Source organism: Paenibacillus soyae (assembly GCF_024623455.1).
GTDB lineage: Bacteria > Bacillota > Bacilli > Paenibacillales > Paenibacillaceae > Pristimantibacillus > Pristimantibacillus soyae.
This window is the reverse complement of the sequence record NZ_JANIPJ010000016.1, coordinates 1-18,645: the sequence shown is the minus strand read 5'-3', so window position 1 is coordinate 18,645 and position 18,645 is coordinate 1. Positions and strand designations below refer to the sequence as shown.

At 49.8% G+C, this 18,645-nt stretch carries 13 protein-coding genes and 2 pseudogenes; 2 read left to right on the top strand and 13 right to left on the bottom strand.

The annotated features are described in order from the left end of the window. Positions 1–33 precede the first annotated feature (33 nt). From NQZ67_RS20515 to NQZ67_RS20490, 6 genes are all read right to left on the bottom strand, one after another. Entirely contained in the window at positions 34–774 is a 741-nt protein-coding gene (locus tag NQZ67_RS20515) for a helix-turn-helix domain-containing protein (RefSeq protein ID WP_257449565.1), read from the bottom strand. Positions 775–794: 20 nt separating this feature from the next. Then, positions 795–2,153, bottom strand: a complete 1,359-nt coding sequence (locus NQZ67_RS20510; RefSeq protein WP_257449563.1) for an MFS transporter — start codon at positions 2,151–2,153, stop codon at positions 795–797. Positions 2,154–2,310: 157 nt separating this feature from the next. After that, positions 2,311–5,124 (bottom strand): glycosyl hydrolase, encoded by a 2,814-nt coding sequence (locus NQZ67_RS20505; RefSeq protein WP_257449770.1) that lies wholly within the window; start codon positions 5,122–5,124, stop codon positions 2,311–2,313. Positions 5,125–5,274: 150 nt separating this feature from the next. Then, complete coding sequence (locus NQZ67_RS20500) at positions 5,275–6,993, bottom strand: extracellular solute-binding protein (RefSeq protein WP_257449562.1); 1,719 nt, start codon at positions 6,991–6,993, stop codon at positions 5,275–5,277. A 128-nt stretch (positions 6,994–7,121) separates the two neighbouring features. Further along, positions 7,122–7,997, bottom strand: a complete 876-nt coding sequence (locus tag NQZ67_RS20495; protein WP_257449561.1) for a carbohydrate ABC transporter permease — start codon at positions 7,995–7,997, stop codon at positions 7,122–7,124. 12 nt (positions 7,998–8,009) lie between these two features. Continuing rightward, positions 8,010–8,951, bottom strand: a complete 942-nt coding sequence (locus NQZ67_RS20490) for an ABC transporter permease (protein WP_257449558.1) — start codon at positions 8,949–8,951, stop codon at positions 8,010–8,012. A 189-nt stretch (positions 8,952–9,140) separates the two neighbouring features. Here NQZ67_RS20490 and NQZ67_RS20485 point away from each other — a divergent pair, with 189 nt between their 5' ends. Both NQZ67_RS20485 and NQZ67_RS20480 read left to right on the top strand, forming a co-directional pair. Continuing rightward, positions 9,141–10,808 carry a sensor histidine kinase gene (locus NQZ67_RS20485; RefSeq protein ID WP_257449556.1) on the top strand — a complete coding sequence of 556 codons (1,668 nt, stop codon included), beginning with the start codon at positions 9,141–9,143 and terminating at the stop codon, positions 10,806–10,808. Between the two features lie 13 nt (positions 10,809–10,821). Continuing rightward, positions 10,822–12,423, top strand: a complete 1,602-nt coding sequence (locus NQZ67_RS20480; RefSeq protein ID WP_257449554.1) for a response regulator — start codon at positions 10,822–10,824, stop codon at positions 12,421–12,423. Positions 12,424–12,500: 77 nt separating this feature from the next. Here NQZ67_RS20480 and NQZ67_RS20475 read toward each other — a convergent pair whose 3' ends face one another. The 7 genes and pseudogenes from NQZ67_RS20475 to NQZ67_RS20445 form a co-directional block, all read right to left on the bottom strand. Beyond that, complete coding sequence (locus tag NQZ67_RS20475) at positions 12,501–13,910, bottom strand: glycoside hydrolase family 5 protein (protein ID WP_257449552.1); 1,410 nt, start codon at positions 13,908–13,910, stop codon at positions 12,501–12,503. Between the two features lie 397 nt (positions 13,911–14,307). Continuing rightward, positions 14,308–14,896 (bottom strand): annotated as a pseudogene (gene sigK / locus NQZ67_RS20470) (RNA polymerase sporulation sigma factor SigK). A 14-nt stretch (positions 14,897–14,910) separates the two neighbouring features. Next, positions 14,911–15,428 (bottom strand): annotated as a pseudogene (locus NQZ67_RS20465) (ATPase). Next, on the bottom strand, positions 15,421–15,597 hold the full coding sequence (locus NQZ67_RS20460; RefSeq protein WP_257449549.1) for a hypothetical protein: 177 nt from the start codon (positions 15,595–15,597) through the stop codon (positions 15,421–15,423). Before NQZ67_RS20460 ends, NQZ67_RS20465 begins: the two are co-directional and overlap by 8 nt. Before the next feature lie 110 nt (positions 15,598–15,707). Beyond that, positions 15,708–16,406: an RNA polymerase sporulation sigma factor SigK gene (sigK, locus tag NQZ67_RS20455; protein WP_257449546.1), complete on the bottom strand. Its 699-nt coding sequence runs from the start codon at positions 16,404–16,406 to the stop codon at positions 15,708–15,710. Between the two features lie 163 nt (positions 16,407–16,569). Next, positions 16,570–17,214 carry a UPF0158 family protein gene (locus tag NQZ67_RS20450; protein ID WP_257449543.1) on the bottom strand — a complete coding sequence of 215 codons (645 nt, stop codon included), beginning with the start codon at positions 17,212–17,214 and terminating at the stop codon, positions 16,570–16,572. A gap of 12 nt (positions 17,215–17,226) precedes the next feature. Beyond that, entirely contained in the window at positions 17,227–18,393 is a 1,167-nt protein-coding gene (locus NQZ67_RS20445) for a DUF6155 family protein (RefSeq protein ID WP_257449541.1), read from the bottom strand. Positions 18,394–18,645 lie beyond the last annotated feature (252 nt).

The following is an 18,645-nucleotide window of genomic DNA, read 5'->3' as shown; positions in this document are numbered from 1 at the left end:
GACTCGCCATACTATGTGCTATCGTGCCAATCCTCAGGCATCGAGCCCTTGATAGCGATGCCTGAAAGCAGCAGGCGTCATGCCGCAATAGCTGCGGAATAACCGGTAAAAGTAATTCATGTCATAAATGCCGACGGACTCCGCGATCGATTGGACGCTTAAGCGGGAAAATCGAAGCAGGCCGCAGCTATGACGAATACGGATCTCCTGCAGCATCTGAATATACGTTTTCCCCGTAATGGATTTAAACGTACGCTGGAAATGGCGGGTACTCATCGCTACGCGCTTGCTAATCTCCGCTATGGAAATCGGGTGCATAAAACGATAGCCCATGAAATGGAGAGCTTGCCTGATCGGGGTCTCGTCCTGCTCGAACGTCTGCAGCTCGGCATGTTCGGGTCTGGATAACAGAAAGTCCATAAAACGCGTCCAAGCAGACAAGCGGTTTTCCGAGCAAGATGCCGAAGGTTTATTCGCCGCTCCGGCTATCTCGCGGAGCAGCGCATGCATCTCTTCGAGATAAGCTTCTTCGATGCGCCATTTCATCGGAAGAAGCGGGGCGGCCATCCCCAAATCATCGGCACGAAATGCGCAATGGACGACACGCGGTCCCGAAGCCCCTTCGACTCCGTTAAAGAATGGAGCAACTGGCTCGTTGAATGGAATGACGTACAGTTCTCCTCGAGCCGCCTGAATGTTCGCGGACCCAATCGTGCATGGGCCTTGACCATCCTGAATGAGAGCGACAATCAAAAAATCTTTTTGAGCTTCCATTGCAAGCCCCCCTTGAGCCGTTATCCGATTTGTTCTTTCCTGTTCTCGAGATCGTCGAGAATCTTGGTATACTGTTTTTCCAGCGAGAAGAACATAAGCAAGACTCCAATTCCTATATAAATAACAATCGGGACATAGATATTGAATGCAATAATCATTTGTTTGGCCGAATCAGGCTGTAAGGCAGCCCCTTCCTGGTAATGACCCCATGCCAGAAACCAACCGATCAACGCCGTGCCGAGCGCCGTGCCGATCTTGCCTCCGAAGCCGTTCACGCTATTCGTTAAACCGACAATTCGTTGCCCATGCTTCCACTCACCGTATTCGATCGTGTCTGCCGTCATAGGGGAGAGAACAATCATGAGCGGAATCATCCCGAAGGCTTGAATCAATGATCCTGCCAGACCAATCGGGATGCTGTGCGGATCGATTAGACGAATCAGAAGCCCCAATAAGCCGATTCCCAGTCCGAGTACTGCCGTATTTCTTTTGCCTACACGTTTCATGACCGGTCCAGATAACAGGAATACCACGATAACCGGAATCAAACCAATTCCGCCCATAATGCTGACCAGATTTACATCGCCCCAGATATATTTGGCGTAATACATGCCGCTAGTCGCGGAGCTTGCAAAAAGAATATTAGCGAGCATTCCCGCCGATACTACAATTAACCAATACCGATTCGTGAATAACAGCTTGATGCCCGTACGGAACGGAAGCGTCTTCTGTACCTCACCGGACTCCTTCATCTGAATCGTACTGTACCTCTCCTTCGTTGAACGGAATGCTGTATAGATGCCCGCTGCAGCAATCGCACCGAACACCGCAGCCAGCAAGGTCCATTCCGAACGGCCTCCGCCCATGGCGTTGACAATCGGAACGAATCCGATTGCCACGACCATCCCCGCCAAATAGCCGAATCCCGCACGATATAACCCCATTAGGGATCGATCCAACGGACTCTTCGTTGTTAATGCCATTAGGCTTAGATAAGGAATGGAAATTGGCGTGTAAACGAAAACAAAAAATACGAGATTGGTCGTTACCGCATATGCGATTTTCGCCGAAGAACTTATATCGGGTACGCAAAATAGCAGTAAGATCGAAGCAAATACAGGAACTGTCATCCAAAGGAGCCATGGCCTTGCTTGTCCGTGCCTCGATCGGGTACGATCGACGAGGACGCCCATGCCGATATCCGCGAATGCATCAAGCGCTTTCGTCAGCAGCATGATCGTGCCGACTAGACCGGCTGATACGCCGACAATGTCTGTATAATAATACGTAATGATACCGAGCAAACCCGTTGCTATGTTTAAGGAAAACTGCCCCATTGCATCCCCGGCCAACGCTTTATTCGATAATTCTCTCTCCATATAATTGCCCCCCATGATGGTCATGCTTCAAGTTTATCGAATCCCTCCTTCGCTAGATATAACGCGATCTAAAGGTAGAATAATCCGATCTTAACTTGCGGTTTGGGAAGAGAATGTTTCGAAAACAAAGAGGCCGGCTCAGCCGACCTCAATTCTGCTAGTATAGAAGCTGAACTGGACCGACAAGGCCGTGAGGCTCAGGCTTCCGATGAGGGTCCAATTTAAGGAGTGCATTATTTAATGTCGTCGCGACCTCGATCTCGATTAGGTTGACGCCGGTCTTCAGCCATTTCCCGATTCGAACGCGACGATCGATTTGGTTAACCGCGTGAAGAGGAGTTCCATTCACCTGAATTCGGAACGTATCGCTTAATTGTCCGATCTGCAGGATGGCCTCCGGTAAGCGTTCTTCGGACTCGGACAGCACAAACGACGTCCGGTAGCATCCGATTCCAGACTTATTTTCAAGCTGTGGAATGTCCGTCCAATCCTTTAGTCCCTCACCAAGCTCAAGCTCGATCTTCTCGATCCGCGTCTCGAACGGAACGGAACCAGGCGTCCAGCTATTGACCGTTAACGTCCAGTTGTCCAACTGGAGGATGTTCGGATTGTCGCTCGGCGTCATCTTGAGCTTCTCTTCGCTTTCGCCCAAGTCAAGCGGGGTAACGAGAACCAATGCCGATTCATTCGCCGCCAGCCGAAGAGGAATGGCGACTTCGCCGTCAGGCGCCGACTCGGCTTCCAGAGGATAAACCGAACCATCCCAGGCGTCCAGCAAGTATGCCCTTCCTCTGCCGCCGACAACGACTTCGCCTTGGAACTCGGATTTGAGACTCGAGTTGTACACATAATAATAATTGTCCCCTTGGTCATATCGGCGGAGGGCGATGAGAGGCGAGCTCGCGGGCGTCCTGACCGCCGGTAAGACGGACAGTTTACGGAGCGCCTCGACTACGCCCTCTTGATTCGGTACATGTCGAACGTTCGGCATTGTGCGCAATCGCTCCAACTTTTGCCTGAGCTCATCATCCTCCCTCTCCATGACGTTGTAATCACCGTTATAGGATAAGACCCCTGAGGCTCCTTCTCCTACAAGAACGATAGGAAGTCCTTCCTTGGCGTATTCCAACAGCCGATCTGCTATATCGAGGGGCATGTAAGGGGACCAACGCCAACTACCGTCCGAATGAACGCGCGTATCTACGATTAATGTTTTGTAAGCAGATCCGTCTGCGTCTAGAACAGGTTGACCGTCGAACATCCCTACTTTCGCCGTCTCTAGATTTAGCAATGCGGGACTTACATAATCGTACGAGTATCCCGCTTGCTCGTATACGGTTGGTTCGGTTAGGATGTCATGATGAATGCCATCGATATGATAACGATAAATCGCCAGATCCACCTTGGCCTTGCCCATTCGAAGCACATACTGATTGCGTGCGATATAATCGGCGATCCCCCTCGAATGCCGGGAGATCGGTTGGCGAGCTCCCCACTCGTTGGAGAACATGGATCCCATTAAGGACATGCCCGGCCATTTGAACATATCCCGGAAATGCCCCGAAGCCGATGTCGATTCGTAGGACATGCCGTGCAATACCGCCTGGTTAACTCCGGACGCAAATCCCCGATGCAGCTGCCACAGCAGCCCGTACTCCTTGCCCGTCCAAGTCTGCTTATACCCGAAGCCCATTACCGCTCCTACTTCGATCGAATACATTTCTAGATTCTTCATATGGACCGCGCCCGATTGCAGGCGATATCCGTCCGTGCTGTCTTTGAAGCCAAGAGATTCAGTTTCGGGAATGTCTACTTCTAGTAAACCGTTCGTCAATTCCGTCGGTAACCCGTACGTTTGATAACGAAGCCGCATGTTGTGACGATTGGCCCATTCTCGCAGCACTCGCACGTGATTATCGCGGAACATCTCTGTCAGAGTGAGATGAAAATCGTTGCGGATCCGCCGATTGGCCGATCGGTCCTCAAAGTCAAACTCCGCGTCTTCATCCGCATTCCGTACGCTTAATTGATAAAGACCTTTGATGAAGATAGATGGCAAATATGGCGTAAGATCATAACCTCTCCGCTCTCGAAATTCACGCAGAAGCTCAGGCGTCCAAATCGAGACCGCTAGCGGCTTCGCGCCATACATGCCTCCAAGCATCGTTGCATTCAGCTCGATCGAATCGCAGAATAGGCAGCCAGCATTCTTCTCGTACAACATTCGCAAATATGGATCTCCGAGCAAGCGTTCATCCCAGTAGCCGGTAATGGCATCCACGGCATCCTTGGAGAAGTGATCCACGACGGGAGCGCTAATGGAATCATTCATCTGACCGTTCGTCTGGCTCCAGAAAGCAAATAGATACCATTCCCCGTCGTCAGGAGGTGACCAGGCAATCCGTTCAGTCAAGATATCAACACAACCTGCCTTCATCAAATCAATCGCCGATTCAAGGTCGAGCGTCGCCGCCTTGCCGATAGTCGCCGCTCCGTTGTACAGGCGGGCAGCCGTAACGGCAACCAGTTTGCGAGGGCGCTCTCCGTCGATTGTTTCGGCGCCCGGAATCTGACCATGGTACGCTCCAATAATCGCCCTTGTCCCAAAGTGAAGTCCATGAACGCAACGATCATCCTCTCTGTCCATAATAGCTGGCGTGGCGATCGGCCATAGCGGACCAATCGTGAAATCCAGCTGGAATCCGAGCGGAATGGCCGTCTCCAGCGCAGCCTTCATCCGATCGTTCCACTCGTCGGATCCGAATCCGTATCGAACATATTGCTCAGGCTCGACGTCTTCCGTCGGTATGCCGAAGAAATGAATGATTTCGGCGCCTCCGTAACCTGCGTTGGCAAGCCATTCAATCTCCCGTTTAATTTCATCATTCTCCATATAAGCCCCGGGCAGCCACCATCTCATCTTGGGACGATACCGGTTCTCCGGAGATTTGAATGTCTCCCGCATGAACATATTCAAAGCTCACCATCCTATGTGCGAATTTGCCATTAATATAACAAACCGTACAGGTAATCGATATGTGGATTCGCGCCATTTCCTAATCATAGGCGAACGACAAAAGCGGCTTCGGTACTCGCCGAGGCCGCTTCGTCCAATCCCTTATTATTTAACGGAATCGTACCATTCGTTCACTTCTGTCGTAATGTCGTCGCCGCCGGACGATTTCCATTTTTTCACGAAGGAATCGAAGGCATCTGCGCTCTGCTTGCCGTAGATGATTTCGGTGAACGTATCCATCTGCATCTTCTTCAGCAGTTCGTTCCGGGAAGTCATCGTAGACGTCGCGGGACCTTGGAAATATTCAGGAACATCGAACTCAGACTGAGTAGAAATGACAAGTAAAGCCTTATTGCCGATGACCTCTAACGGATTACTGTTATCGATCGACACGATGCCCGAGGTTGCGAATGCCGCGAGCTCTTGGTTCGTCAACTCTTCTTCTTTGGCGCGCTTCAGGGAAGCCTCCAGCAGCTTCGACTGATAAACCGTCTGTGCCCCGGAAATCGTATATTTCATGGTTGCCGTCTTGCCGCCTGGGATTTGATTTTGGTCATAGATGACAGCCCCGTCCTTCGTTAAGTAATCATAGCCTTCTTGGAAGCCTTTGAAGAGGAACGGATCTTCGCTGTTATACGACTCATACAACGCATTCTGATAATGGAAGAAAGCCTGCAGCGCTTCTTCGGAAATATCCTTGTTAATGAGAATAGCGCCCGTATATGGAGTTGCAACCGTTCTCATGTTGTTGCCGTCAAGCCCTTGCGGAAGAGGATACGGCGCATACATCGCCGTGGGATTGGTCGCCAGCATCAGGGAGCCCGGATACACCATCAGCCAATGCTCGCCGCCTAGAATCCCGACCTTGCCGGACGCCACGTTCTCCGTCACTTTATTGAAGTCGTGAAGCGCGATATCTTCCGCGATATATCCCTTTTCTTTCCATTCACTAATCTTCTCCAGGGCTGTCTTAATCTCCGGCCGAACGGATCCGAATTCAAGCTTTCCGTCTTCTCCAGGGTACCACCGATCCGGAATCGCTCCGAACAATCCGAAGATCCACGAAGCGTCGCCAATCGGATATCCGATGAATTGATCCTTCATGCCGAATTCAAGGGCAATGGTATCCTTCTCTCCGTTTCCGTCGGGATCCTGGTTCGCGAATGCATCCATGACCGCTTCCAATTCTTCCAGGTTCGTAGGCGCTTTCAGGTTCAGCTTGTCCAACCAATCCTGTCTGATCCATAATGGGGATTGCGTGCCCATCGTAGGGCGCAGGATCGGGATCGCGAATTTTTTGCCGTCCATCATGAACGGATGCCATGCTTCCGGCACTTCGGCCATCGCCGCCTTCCATGTATCGGAAGCATATTTCTCGAAAGCTTCTTCTACGTCCAGCAGCTTGCCGGATTCGATAAACATATTCGTCGTGTTGGACTGCGTCGATACGAACAGATCAGGCAATTCTTCGCCGGAAGACAACATAAGCTTCAGCTTCGTGTCATAAGAAGTATCCGCCGAAGGCGACGACCACAAAGTTTCGAGCTTCACGCCAAGCGTCTCCTCCGCCCAGCGAGTGTGCACGTTGTCCTCGTAGGTCTCCCCGTTTTTGAAGGTAGCGGTAGGATCTTCGCCCCGTACCAACGTAATCGTTACCGGCGGTTCGATCTTGCCGTTCACGATGTTAAGCTTGGATTCGGTTGCTTCGCCAGTGCCGGCATCATTTCCTTTGTTGTTACCGTTCCCGCTGCTGCAAGCCGCCAGCGAAGTCAATAAGACTACCGTGGCAAGCGATGCGGTAAACAACCTTCTCTTTTTCCCCATATCGAACCCCTCCTGTTAGTCATGCCTGTTCTCTTACATGTTCAGTATAAAAGCGCATACAAATCACCGATATAGCGCATCTTAAACTTTGAATAGCGCAATCTTAACTTTAGATAACGACCTGCTTCTTATTCTTTCACGGCGCCTATGACAATTCCTTTCGTGAAAAAACGTTGTAAAACAGGGTACATAAGCAAGATCGGCAGCGCTCCGATCAAGATTTGGGCAGAACTGATCGACCTGTTGTTCAATTTTGCCGCATCGGCTGCATTGGAAGCATCAATGACAGGTACGGCTATAATCGATTTAAGGAACGTGCTTAGCGGTACATTGTCCGCCTTCATATAGATTTGGCCCATCAGCCATTCGTTCCATTCCATCACCACAAGGAATAACCCTACAGTGGCCAATACGGGAAGCGAAAGCGGCAGGAACAAGCGATAGAACACCTGCCAATGATTCGCTCCGTCCATGAACGCCGCCTCCTCCAGCTCTTTCGGCAGTGCCTTGAAGAAGTTCATGATTAAGATTAAATAAAAGACGTTTACGACGCTAGGCAGAACGAGAGCCCATATCGAATTGTACAGACCAAGCTTCGTAACGAGCAAGTAAGTTGGAATCATCCCTCCGTTAAAAAGCATCGCTACGATAAAGAACCCTACGATCCCTTTATAGCCCGCAATTCCGTCTCTTCCGCCTCCCTTGGACAGGACGTAGGCGGCCAGACAATTGACAAGAAGCCCCAGCCCCAAGCTCAATGAGGTTCGCTGCACGGATATCCAAACGGATCGGATGAGTTGATCGTCCTCCAGCGCCTTCTCGTAAGAGTAGAAATTAAGTCCGATCGGCCAGAACGTCACGCTGTTGGAAGCAATGGCCGGACTCGAGCTTAGCGAAATCGACACAACATGGATAAGCGGCAGGACGCAAATCGCCGCCAGAAATAGCATAAACACATTGTTAATGATGTGGAACCAACGTTCCGAAGCGGGTATGGGCTGCATGCTGTTCGCTCCTTAGAATATTTTGTATCCGGCGACTTTATAGGCAAGCCGGTATCCGCCTACGATGAGGATTAGACCAACAACCGACTTAAACAATCCGATAGCGGTGCCGAAGCTGTAATTCCCCCCGATTAAGCCAATGCGATAAACGAACGTGTCGATGATGTCTCCTTTCGCATAGACGAGAGGATTGTAGAGATTGAAGATTTGATCGAAGCCCGCATTCAGCACCTGACTGAGCGACAAAGTGAGACAAACGACGATCGTAGGGACCAGCGCCGGCAATGTAATATGCCATATTTGCTTCCATTTGTTGGCGCCGTCCAGCTGGGCTGCTTCATAGAGCGCTGGATTAATTCCCGCCAGAGCCGCCAGGAATATAATCGAGCCATAACCGAATTCCTTCCATACTTCCGTGCCGACAACCGTTGCGAGAAACCAATTGTTATCCCCCAAGAAGAAGATCGATTCCATACCCAGTACACCTAGCAGTTGATTCACGAGTCCGTGCTTCGGATCAAGCAGTTCGATGAAGATGCCGCCAAGTACGACCCACGACAAAAAATGGGGGAGGAAGACAAAGGTCTGAACCGAATTGCGAATCCACTTCTTGCGCACTTCGTTAATGAGCAAGGCAAACGTTAGAGTAGCGATCGTTCCGAAAAAAAGCTTGAGTACGGCAATGCGAAGCGTGTTCCATATCACTTGGGAGCTGTCGGGATATTCGAACAGGAACTCGAACTGATCCAGTCCAACCCATTTGGAACCGGTGATGCCGAGGTAAGGTTTGTATTCCTGAAACGCCATGACAATGCCGCCCATCGGCACATAGACAAATAGTAGAGTCAGCGCAATGGCAGGAAGGATCATGAGGTACAAGTGCCAGCTGTCCCCTCTTCGTACGATCTTCTCCCTCTTCTTCTTCAGCGTTTCTTGTTGAATGGCAGTCTGCATATGGGCCTCCTACTTGGTATCGTTTTCTTGAGCTAATTGTACGTCCTAGGAATACCGGTCCGAAATAACGGAATCCAAACTTGAATATCGCAATCTTAAGATTTCAGTGATTTGGCGCTTTCGCTCGTTGTAAATGGAGTTCGTGACACCTACAATGAGAAGACAATACACCGCAAAGGACTAACCGCCATGTACAAACAATATCGCACCTTCATCGGCATGTTATTGGTTACGCTGATTTCAATCCTGACCGTTATGACTATGTACGCATATACGGTCAACACCAGCCTGGCAACTGTCCGGGAAGATATTCAGATGAACAATTTGAACCGTATCCGATACTTAATTAATAATCTGGACCACAATGTCGAACAGCTCAGCATGCTCGCCATGACGCTGGAGACCGACTCCAAGGTCGGTTTACTCTCATCCGTTCATCTGATGGACACCTATGATCAGGTCCAGCTGCAGCTTGACCTAGCTGATAAAATAGGGCTGCAAAGCTTCTCGAGAGGATGGGACAATAAGATCTCCATCTACTCCGAGCTGATGGGGAAGTGGATCGGGACGACAAAGATTCAGGACTCTCTTCCTGGAGGAGGGAGCGATGCTCAATGGGAGCTCGACTCCACGGGCGAGCGGTTTGTCTACGATCGAAGCTTGAACGGCTATACGATTCGGGTTGCGTTCCCGAAGAGCAACTTGCAAGGCCTGCTTGAAGGCTCCAATATCGACGGCAACTATTCTTTTTTTTATCATCCGGACCAACCTGTCATCTCGACCGCGGCGCAAGAAATAAAGGAAAAGGACAAAATCATCAAAGCTCTTATTCCAATCCTGGAAGAGAGAACCGAAGGAACGGAAACGATAGCGTTCGGCGGCACCGATTATATGGCGACGTTCATGAAGGCCGAGTCGTTAGGCTGGTATATGATCGACTGCGTCCCGCTGGATCAAGCCTTGCAGCCGATCAAAAGAACGCAAGTCTTTTTCTATATCGGCTGCGTGATGATTTTTCTCGGAGGAGTCGCCACCCTGCTTTTTCTCTACCGGAAAGTACAAGTGCCGATCGTGGCACTGCTTAAAGGCGTTCGGCTGCTCAAACACGGCGACTTCTCGGTTCGCATTCATAAAGCGAGCCGGAACGAATTCGATATTTTATATGAAAGCTTCAACGATATGGCCGAACAGATCGGGGATTTGATCGATAAGGTGTACAAGGAGAAAATCGTTTCGCGGGAAGCTATGGTCAAGCAGCTGCAGGCGCAGATCAACCCGCATTTCCTCTATAACTGCTTGTTCTTCATCGACAACATGACCCGCTTGGGCAACGAAGAAGCCGTAACGGCCATGACCAAAAATCTGGCGGAGTACTTCCGGTACACCACGAGATTGGACGAGCCCGTGACGACGCTGGAGAAAGAGCTTGGCGTTGTGGAAAATTATTTGAAAATCCAATGTTTAAGAATGAATCGGCTTCGTTACGAAATCAACGTCCCTGATTCCATGAAGCAGTTGCCCGTCCCGAAGCTTCTCATTCAACCCCTGGCAGAGAATGGAGTTATTCACGGGATTGAACAGAAACGGCAGGCATCCTGCATACGCATTACCGGCGTAGAGGAGAGCGCAAGGTTCCGGATTATCGTAGAAGATGACGGGAAAGGCATGACGGAGACTGAAATTTTAGAATTGCTGGGGCGAATCGAACAGCCGCTTGACGAGTCAATGGGCTGCGCCTTGTGGAATATACGCCAGCGTATGAGCATTTATTTCGAGCAGCCGGCCGGGATGGAGATTGGTTCAAGCGAACTCGGCGGTCTTCGCATCCAGCTATATTGGCCAAGAAGCATCGATTAGGAGGATTCTTTTTATGTATCATTTATTAATCGTGGATGATGAAGCGTCGGTTGTCGAAAGCTTAGCGCTAACGATCCCCTGGGAAGAGCATGGCATTGAGGAAGTCCATCTTGCCTACTCGGCCGAGGAAGCGCTGCAAATTGCGGAGAAAGTGCCGATCGATGTCATGATTACCGATATACGGATGCCGGAGATGGATGGACTCGAGCTTATCGGACATATGCGCAGTCTGTCAAGCAAAGTCCGCAGTATCATTTTGTCCGGGCACGATGAATTCGAATACGCTCAGAAGGCGATTCGATACCAGACGCTTGGTTATCTTCTTAAGCCCGTGGACATTGGGGAGTTAATAGACGCGGTGCGCAAAGCGATTGTCGATATCGAAGAAGAATGGGCGGAGATCAGCTCCTATCAACGGATCAAACATACGCTCCATGCCAATATGCCGCTGCTGAGGAACCAACTGCTGAGCGATTTGCTTCAGAACAAGCCGATAGAACCGAAATGGCTGGAGGAGCGGCTCGACATGATTGACGTTTCCTTCCGATTAGGCGACCCGTACCTGATGATGGTCGTTCGGCTGGAAGAGGATTTCTCCGGATACGACTTGCACTCCCTCTCCTTGCTTGAATACGCCGTCAGCAACATTGCCGAGGAAGTGTTCGAAGAGCTGTTCGAGCTGTGGCATGGCGTCACCGAGCAAGGCTACTTGGTCTTTCTGATCAAGAGCGGAGCTGCCGATGGGCTTGTCCGGGCGGATTCCTACGCGATAAAGCTTCAGAATCACGTACACAAATATTTAAAAGGCTCGTTATCCGTTTGTTTGAGCAAAATCGGCACTTTCCCTTCCAAAGTGGCGGATTCTTATCAAGCCTCCGTAGCCGCGATCAATCGAAACGTCGGGAAAAATAAAAGCTATTTCATCACGGTTGAAGGCAATTCGGTCCAATCCGAAGATTCAAAAGTCATCCAATTGTATGAGCCGCCGCTGCTTCCGGTACTGCTGCAGTCGGGAAGCTGGGACGAAGCGTCCGTCAAGATCAGCAGGATGCTGGCGCTGGACGACCCGTCCAGCGAGCCCTCCCGCGATCATCTGCTCGCCGTATTTCTCTACCTCTCCTCTTCGTTCACGACCATCATGGCTTCCGAAGGGCTGCCGATCGAGGAGACCCTCGGGGAAGAATTCGATTTGCTTCTGCGCAAGAAAAGCCAGCTGTCCAGACAGCGCATTTTCGAATGGGCGGACAAAATCATTGCGTCGCTTAAGGTGAAAGCGTCGAATCAATTGGAGGATTCGCACCAACAGATCGCGTCCAAGGTCAGAACCTATATTCAGGGACATCTGGCCGAAGGCATCTCGCTGCAGACCGTCGCCGATCACGTAGGATTGCATCCAGTCTATCTGTCCAAAGTATACAAGAGCGCCACGGGCGAAACCATTGGTGATCTTCTCTATCGGATTCGGATGGAACGCGCGGCGTATCTGCTTCGAAACACGGATATGAAAATTGCCGAGATCAGCTCCGAGCTCGGGTTCCTTGCGGCTCCTCATTTCATAAAGATCTTTAAGAAACATTATGGGAGCACGCCTCAGGAATATCGGAACAAGTCATGACCGCTATAAAAACCACGGAGAGCTGCCGCATAAATGCGACAGCTCTGCAGCTCTTATCGTATATCTAACTGCGTTGTTCAGCCGATTACAGCCTCCAGAACGCCTTCTTCTCGCGCGCTAACCGATACGTAACCTCCAATCTCTCCCTCAATCGGTTCAAGTTCGATTTCCGCTTCATGCGAAACACTCCAGTTGTTCATGCTCCGTAAATCCGGTAAGTACAATTTCGATTTTCCATCTTTAACGGCATTCCATGTCACCGTTAGCCGTTTTTGCTCATAGTCGTATCGATAGGCGATCAAGCGTCCTGCAATATATACGGGGTATCCTCGTTCCAAGCTGCTATAATTCTCGTCGCCTTCCATTCCCGCAACATACTGATGATAAGTGCTGGACCAATGATATTGCTCCAAAATTTCTGTCATATGCTCGATTAAACTTTTGGTAAAGGCTCCGCTTGGGAAATTCCCCCATTCTCCGACGATAACCGGAAGCTGCAGCTCCAATTGGGATAATCGCTTCTGGGCGAAAATCTCCGTCACGTGTTCCTTGTTATATTCATCGTAACGATCGGTATCGACCACCGTATCATAGCCGTGCGGCGCAAAGATCTGCTGGGTGTCAACGACGCCATTTGAGTCTCTAACCTTTTCAATACCCGTTTTGACGGCCGTCCCGTATATGTTGCTGCCGGTGACGATTGGAATATTACCTACCTTGCGAATCGCCCTTAGCATACGATTATAGAACGGCATCAATATTTCCTTATCAAACGTTACGAAATGCTCGGTAAGGATGCCCATCATTAACTCGCGTTCCGATGGAGTCGCGGATTGAGGCGAATTCGGATCAAAAGAAGGATTGTTCTGCATAATCGCCCCAAATGCCTCTCCGAAAGCTTTCGGCGCAAGGCTTCCAATGTAAGGCTCGTTCATCGGCTCGAACCCGATGATGTTAGAATACCCATGGAATCGGCTGGCGATATGCTCCCACATCGCTTCATAATGATCAAGCAGTCCGACTCCGTCGACCGCTGGATGATTCCCCCAGAAATGATCCGCGGCACGAATAACGGCCGGACTGCTGAGATAAGCCTCATACCAGATTGTCAGCTCCTCCGGATGATCCAATCCATCGTCCAATGTCGCCCACTCCGGTGCTCCGTCAATAAACTTGGCCGAGAACAAATCCTGATGCATGTCAAGGAAAACGTATAGACCTACTTGCTCGGCGAACCGTACGACTTCCGCTACCCGATTTAAGTAATCATCATCATACTTTCCAGGCTCCGGTTCGACACCATCCCAAAAAATACCTAAGCGAATTACATTAAATCCCCGCTTGGCATAGAACGCCAGCTTGCTTTCGATATTCGGCTCCAAGTACCCCTTATCTTTATCCCTGCATATGAAACAAAGACCGTTCAGTAAGACTTGATTTCCCTTTTCGTCGACGAGATTCATACCGGATATTTTAAGACGTTTCATGACCAATATCTCCTCCTCTGCATCAGTAGTGGATTCATCAGGAATCATTCCTAGCATAGCAAGCCTTCAATAAGGGCACGATAGGTAATTGCGCCATTCTTCTAATCACCAAGAAAAGGCGCCGGAATAGTCACTATTCCGCGCCTTGTCCTATTATTATTACATATAAACAAATGGCTCTCACGCTCGCATAACGCGTGATAGCGATAGCGCTTTTGCTTTCTCCCCACGACTCAATCTAGCTTTATGTTTCCGTAATGTTGCCTCCCGCGCCGAGGATCGGAACGGTATTGAACATTCACCCGTAGGAAATAAGATAGTGAATCCCCACCATGAAAAGGATGAACCGCCTCCTGGTAGGGATCCAATTTCATGATCCATTCATTATTTTTTAAAACTATTTCTTCGCCTTATAAAACTCATGATACAGCTTCATAAGCGCCCGCTTCTCAATCCGACTCACATAACTCCGCGAGATCCCCAGCTCCTTCGCAATCTCCCGCTGCGTCCGCTCATCCCCGCCATGCACCAGCCCGAACCTTCCAATAACAACTTCCTTCTCCCGGTCGTCCAATATGTCCAAATTCTTATAAATCTTGCTCTTCTCGATCTTGAGCTGCACTTGCAAAGTTTTCGCAGAAAACTTACTTCGGAAGCATAAGCTTAGCCACGTCATCGGACTCCGTGCCGAGGATGTCAATCAGCGTGATTTCGTTCCCCTCTTTGTCCGTGCCGATCGGGTCGTGCAAGGATACGTCCTTGCGCGTCTTCTTCAAGCTGCGAAGATGCATAAGTATTTCGTTTTCGATACAACGGGCCGCGAAGGTCGCGAGTTTTGTGCCTTTGCCCGTTTGGAAGCTTTCGATCGCTTTGATCAGGCCGATGGTGCCGATCGAGATTAAATCCTCTAAATCCTCACCCGTGTTATCGAACTTTTTGACGTTGTGGACACAACCCGATGTAAAAAAATAACCGATTACAGTCAAAAGACTTAATCGGTCTAATCCTCTAAGTTATTTCGCTCTACGAGCGCTCGCTCAATCATTTCCACCCAATCCGGCAATTCTGGCGTGTACTGCTTTACTTGCGTCCAATCCGCTTCCATCACAATTTCTCCACCAGCACCACTATTATCAATAATAATCAAATGATTAATGAGTACCAAATGGTTAAGTAAATTGTTCATAGAAGTTTGTTGTCGACGTAGTATATCTGCTGTTTCAATATGATGTCCACCATTTCGAACACGCGCAGCCACACGCTCAATGTTAAGACGAACATCACCAAGACCTACGTAGAACATAATGATTTCAAAACCATTCGCTTTCGCCTCACGCATTTGACGGATTACATTGCCGCCTGCAAGTGTTGTCTTTCAATATCAATACCTCGCGCTAACGCATCAGGATCAATATTTACGCTCACACCTAGTTTATCAATTATAAGGTTTCGAATCGTACTCTTTCCGCTGCCATTATTTCCTGCAAACACAAACATGGTAGCCAAGGGATCATTCATGTTGGAAATCCTGATCGTTCATTCGAACTATATCGCCATTGCTGTATTCTTTTACAATTGTACCTTCCCTGGTTTTATAAACGATGTAGGTGTCATTTGCTTTTGCGTCTAATTTTGCACGGTCTCCTGTCAGTTTAATTAACTTACCTAGGTCTTGTGTGCGATTCATATCAACCTCAGCCTCCAGTGCAAAGCATATATTCGAATTATACCATAGCAGCGATTATGCATGCAGACAGAAAAAGCCGGCATCGCCGGCTTCTCATCAAGGCTATATTTTCACTTCTTAGCCTTATAAAACTCATGATACAGCTTCATCAACGCCCGTTTCTCAATCCTACTCACATAACTCCGCGAGATCCCCAGCTCCTTCGCGATCTCCCGCTGCGTCCGCTCATCCCCGCCATGCACCAGTCCGAAGCGGCCAATGACGACTTCCTTCTCCCGGTCATCCAATATGTCTAGGTTCTTATAAATCTTGCTCTTCTCGATCTTGAGCTGCACTTTGTCCGCAACGTCATCGGACTCCGTCCCGAGGATGTCGATCAGCGTGATCTCGTTCCCCTCTTTGTCCGTGCCGATCGGATCGTGCAAGGATACGTCCTTGCGCGTCTTCTTCAAGCTGCGAAGATGCATAAGTATTTCGTTTTCGATACAACGGGCGGCGAATGTTGCGAGCTTCGTGCCTTTTCCCGTTTGGAAGCTTTCGATCGCTTTGATTAATCCAATCGTGCCGATCGAGATCAAATCCTCTAAATCCTCACCCGTGTTATCGAATTTTTTGACGATATGCGCCACGAGACGCAGGTTGTGCTCGATGAGCAAATTGCGCGAGTGAGCATTTCCCTCCGCCATAAGCGCAAGATGCTTGGCTTCCTCGTCTTCCTTCAGCGGTTGAGGAAACGCGTTATTTTTCACATACGACACGAGCAGCGTGAGCTGCTTAATGAACAAAGCGACAGCCGTAAAAAATCCCATGCTCCGTACCCCCCATGCTGTATTGGCAGGACAACCGGCCCGGAATAGCAAGCCTTCGTCCGTGCTCGCAAGAACGTCAGTTGTACATTGTATGTGGGCAACGGCCTATGTGTGCATGACCAACTCGTTAATAAATACTCATATACAAAGAAAACGACCAGAGCTACTCCGGTCGTTCTATCATTGCTTCTATAGACTCTGCTCTCAGCCATTCCAGAATCCGTTCGCGATCTCGCTCTTCCACAAACTTATAATAGCGTTTCACTGCCGTAGCGTCCGAGGACAACGCATCTTTATATCGCCGAAACACTTTTTTGCCGCCATTTAAAATGTGATACAATTTTTCTCTTAATTTCTCGTCGTCCACCGTATCCGCGAATTTGCTCATGTCCTCATATCCCTCGTACGATTCCTTATGAGGCACCTGGTAGTAAACTTCGTCAAGCTGCTCTTCGATTCTCCAGCTTAATCGCTCATCTTCCTCATCCATGTCTAACGTATTCAGAATCTCGACATCACCCGTTTCAACATTCAGGTAATGCTCGATTCCATCGACGTTCATGTCGTAAGCTTCGACCAGCTCCTGAAGCTGGCGTTCGGTTATTTTCAATGGAATCATTCGCACTTCCCCTTGCAAAGTTTGTCCATCCAATTGTCCATTCTGTTCCGCTTCATGCTCTTCCCAAGTGATGCCATTCGGAAAACCGCCTTCGGTATACCCCGCAATAAAATAAAAATGCTCGTCCTGCTCCATCGGAAAGGCAGCCTCTATTCTCGGACCTTTCTTTTTCTTCTTTCCGCCGCTCACTAATCGTCACCTCTAATCCCGATCCAGCTCCGCATGAAGTTCGACCAGAGCATCTTGAAAACCCCAGCCAATACCCTCCGTATCCGTGACGATCTTCTGCAATCGATCCCCATACTCTTCCAATAATTCACCCATCGGATCCTCGTTCGCCATGCCGATGACATCGGCGTACACGGACACCATGCTGCGATAGAACCGCTCGTCGATATCGCCGTAGGTTACCGTGAAGTCGACGCCCGACTCGACGTAGATCAGCTTCAGCTCGAACACATGCTTCATGCTGCCCGTCAACTTCTCGAACTCCGCTATCGCCTTCTTAGCTTCCTGTAGACGCAGCTTTGGCTGTCCGCGATCCGGGAAAAATTCATTTTCAACCTTCTTGCGGTATTCCTCGAACAGCGACTCCGCGGCCTCTTCGCCGAGTATTCGGACGGACAGAAACTTCTCCATGTCTTTGCTCACGCCAAAACAATCCTTGACCAGCCCGATCAGCTGCTCGTTGCTTAGCTGCTTCAAATGTTTGTTCAGCGCGGTTTTCGTCAGCTTCGCGGGCTTGCCGGCCGTGTCACCCGTAATCTTCTTGCTCCCGGCTCCACCCTTAGCAGGCTTGGGAATCAGCTTGTCCTTCATCTGCCGGAGCAGGACATTCGTATCCTGAACGGAGAAGTGCTCCGGGTCGAACTCCTCCCCGGCCCATTCCAGCATTTCCTCGCGCTCCGGATGGTCGGGCGTGCCGAGCACCTCCAGCAAATGCTGATAGCCCCACACTCCTCCCACATCTTCAGGCGGGCAAGCTCGCGCGCCATCCAGGCACACGGGCACAGGATCCGATTGCTCCATGTCGATGCTTTTCAGCGTAATCGTGTGCTCCCAACCGTCGCCGAAATCATAGAGGTATGAAAAATTTGCTCCCTCCATGCTGACATGCTTCTGAACGATTTCTTTGCGCGCGTCGAGCTCCTTGCTCGTTCCCCTCTCGAATGGCTGCATTTCCGGATCCGGCACGCCGATCGACTTCTTGTTCACCTGAAACTCGTACAAATGATAATCGCCCCACCCCATGACCTCTTGGATCAAATGATGCAGCTGGTGAAACGTCAATTCCGGATGGAACCGGAACTCCCGCCAAATCTTCGGAGTGATTTCGTCAAGCTCGATTCTGCATACGTAAATCATCATGACCCATTCCCTTCTGCCGATGTTTCTCTTGTTCCATTCTCCATTACACCCATTATAACTTATCGGAGTAAGGCTCTATCTCTCGTCCCGCCGCGAGCCAAGAAAAAAAGCGTCCAAAGGACGCACAGAATGTCGAGAAACCCGCATCTTTTTAAAGATGCTCGGGTTTCTCTTTAGTTTTCGCACGTAATTGAGGAGGGTTAGGGGCTGGTCTAGCCCTCCTTCGCCTTCCTTTCCAGGTGGAAGGCGATC

Excerpts from the sequence above, each read along its gene's own strand:
- NQZ67_RS20515 (WP_257449565.1), bottom strand. The coding sequence starts at position 774 with ATGGAAGCTCAAAAAGATTTTTTGATTGTCGCTCTCATTCAGGATGGT.
- NQZ67_RS20510 (WP_257449563.1), bottom strand. The coding sequence starts at position 2,153 with ATGGAGAGAGAATTATCGAATAAAGCGTTGGCCGGGGATGCAATGGGG.
- NQZ67_RS20505 (WP_257449770.1), bottom strand. The coding sequence starts at position 5,124 with ATGTTCATGCGGGAGACATTCAAATCTCCGGAGAACCGGTATCGTCCC.
- NQZ67_RS20500 (WP_257449562.1), bottom strand. The coding sequence starts at position 6,993 with ATGGGGAAAAAGAGAAGGTTGTTTACCGCATCGCTTGCCACGGTAGTC.
- NQZ67_RS20495 (WP_257449561.1), bottom strand. The coding sequence starts at position 7,997 with ATGCAGCCCATACCCGCTTCGGAACGTTGGTTCCACATCATTAACAAT.
- NQZ67_RS20490 (WP_257449558.1), bottom strand. The coding sequence starts at position 8,951 with ATGCAGACTGCCATTCAACAAGAAACGCTGAAGAAGAAGAGGGAGAAG.
- NQZ67_RS20485 (WP_257449556.1), top strand. The coding sequence starts at position 9,141 with ATGTACAAACAATATCGCACCTTCATCGGCATGTTATTGGTTACGCTG.
- NQZ67_RS20480 (WP_257449554.1), top strand. The coding sequence starts at position 10,822 with ATGTATCATTTATTAATCGTGGATGATGAAGCGTCGGTTGTCGAAAGC.
- NQZ67_RS20475 (WP_257449552.1), bottom strand. The coding sequence starts at position 13,910 with ATGAAACGTCTTAAAATATCCGGTATGAATCTCGTCGACGAAAAGGGA.
- NQZ67_RS20460 (WP_257449549.1), bottom strand. The coding sequence starts at position 15,597 with ATGAATCGCACACAAGACCTAGGTAAGTTAATTAAACTGACAGGAGAC.
- sigK (WP_257449546.1), bottom strand. The coding sequence starts at position 16,406 with ATGGGATTTTTTACGGCTGTCGCTTTGTTCATTAAGCAGCTCACGCTG.
- NQZ67_RS20445 (WP_257449541.1), bottom strand. The coding sequence starts at position 18,393 with ATGATGATTTACGTATGCAGAATCGAGCTTGACGAAATCACTCCGAAG.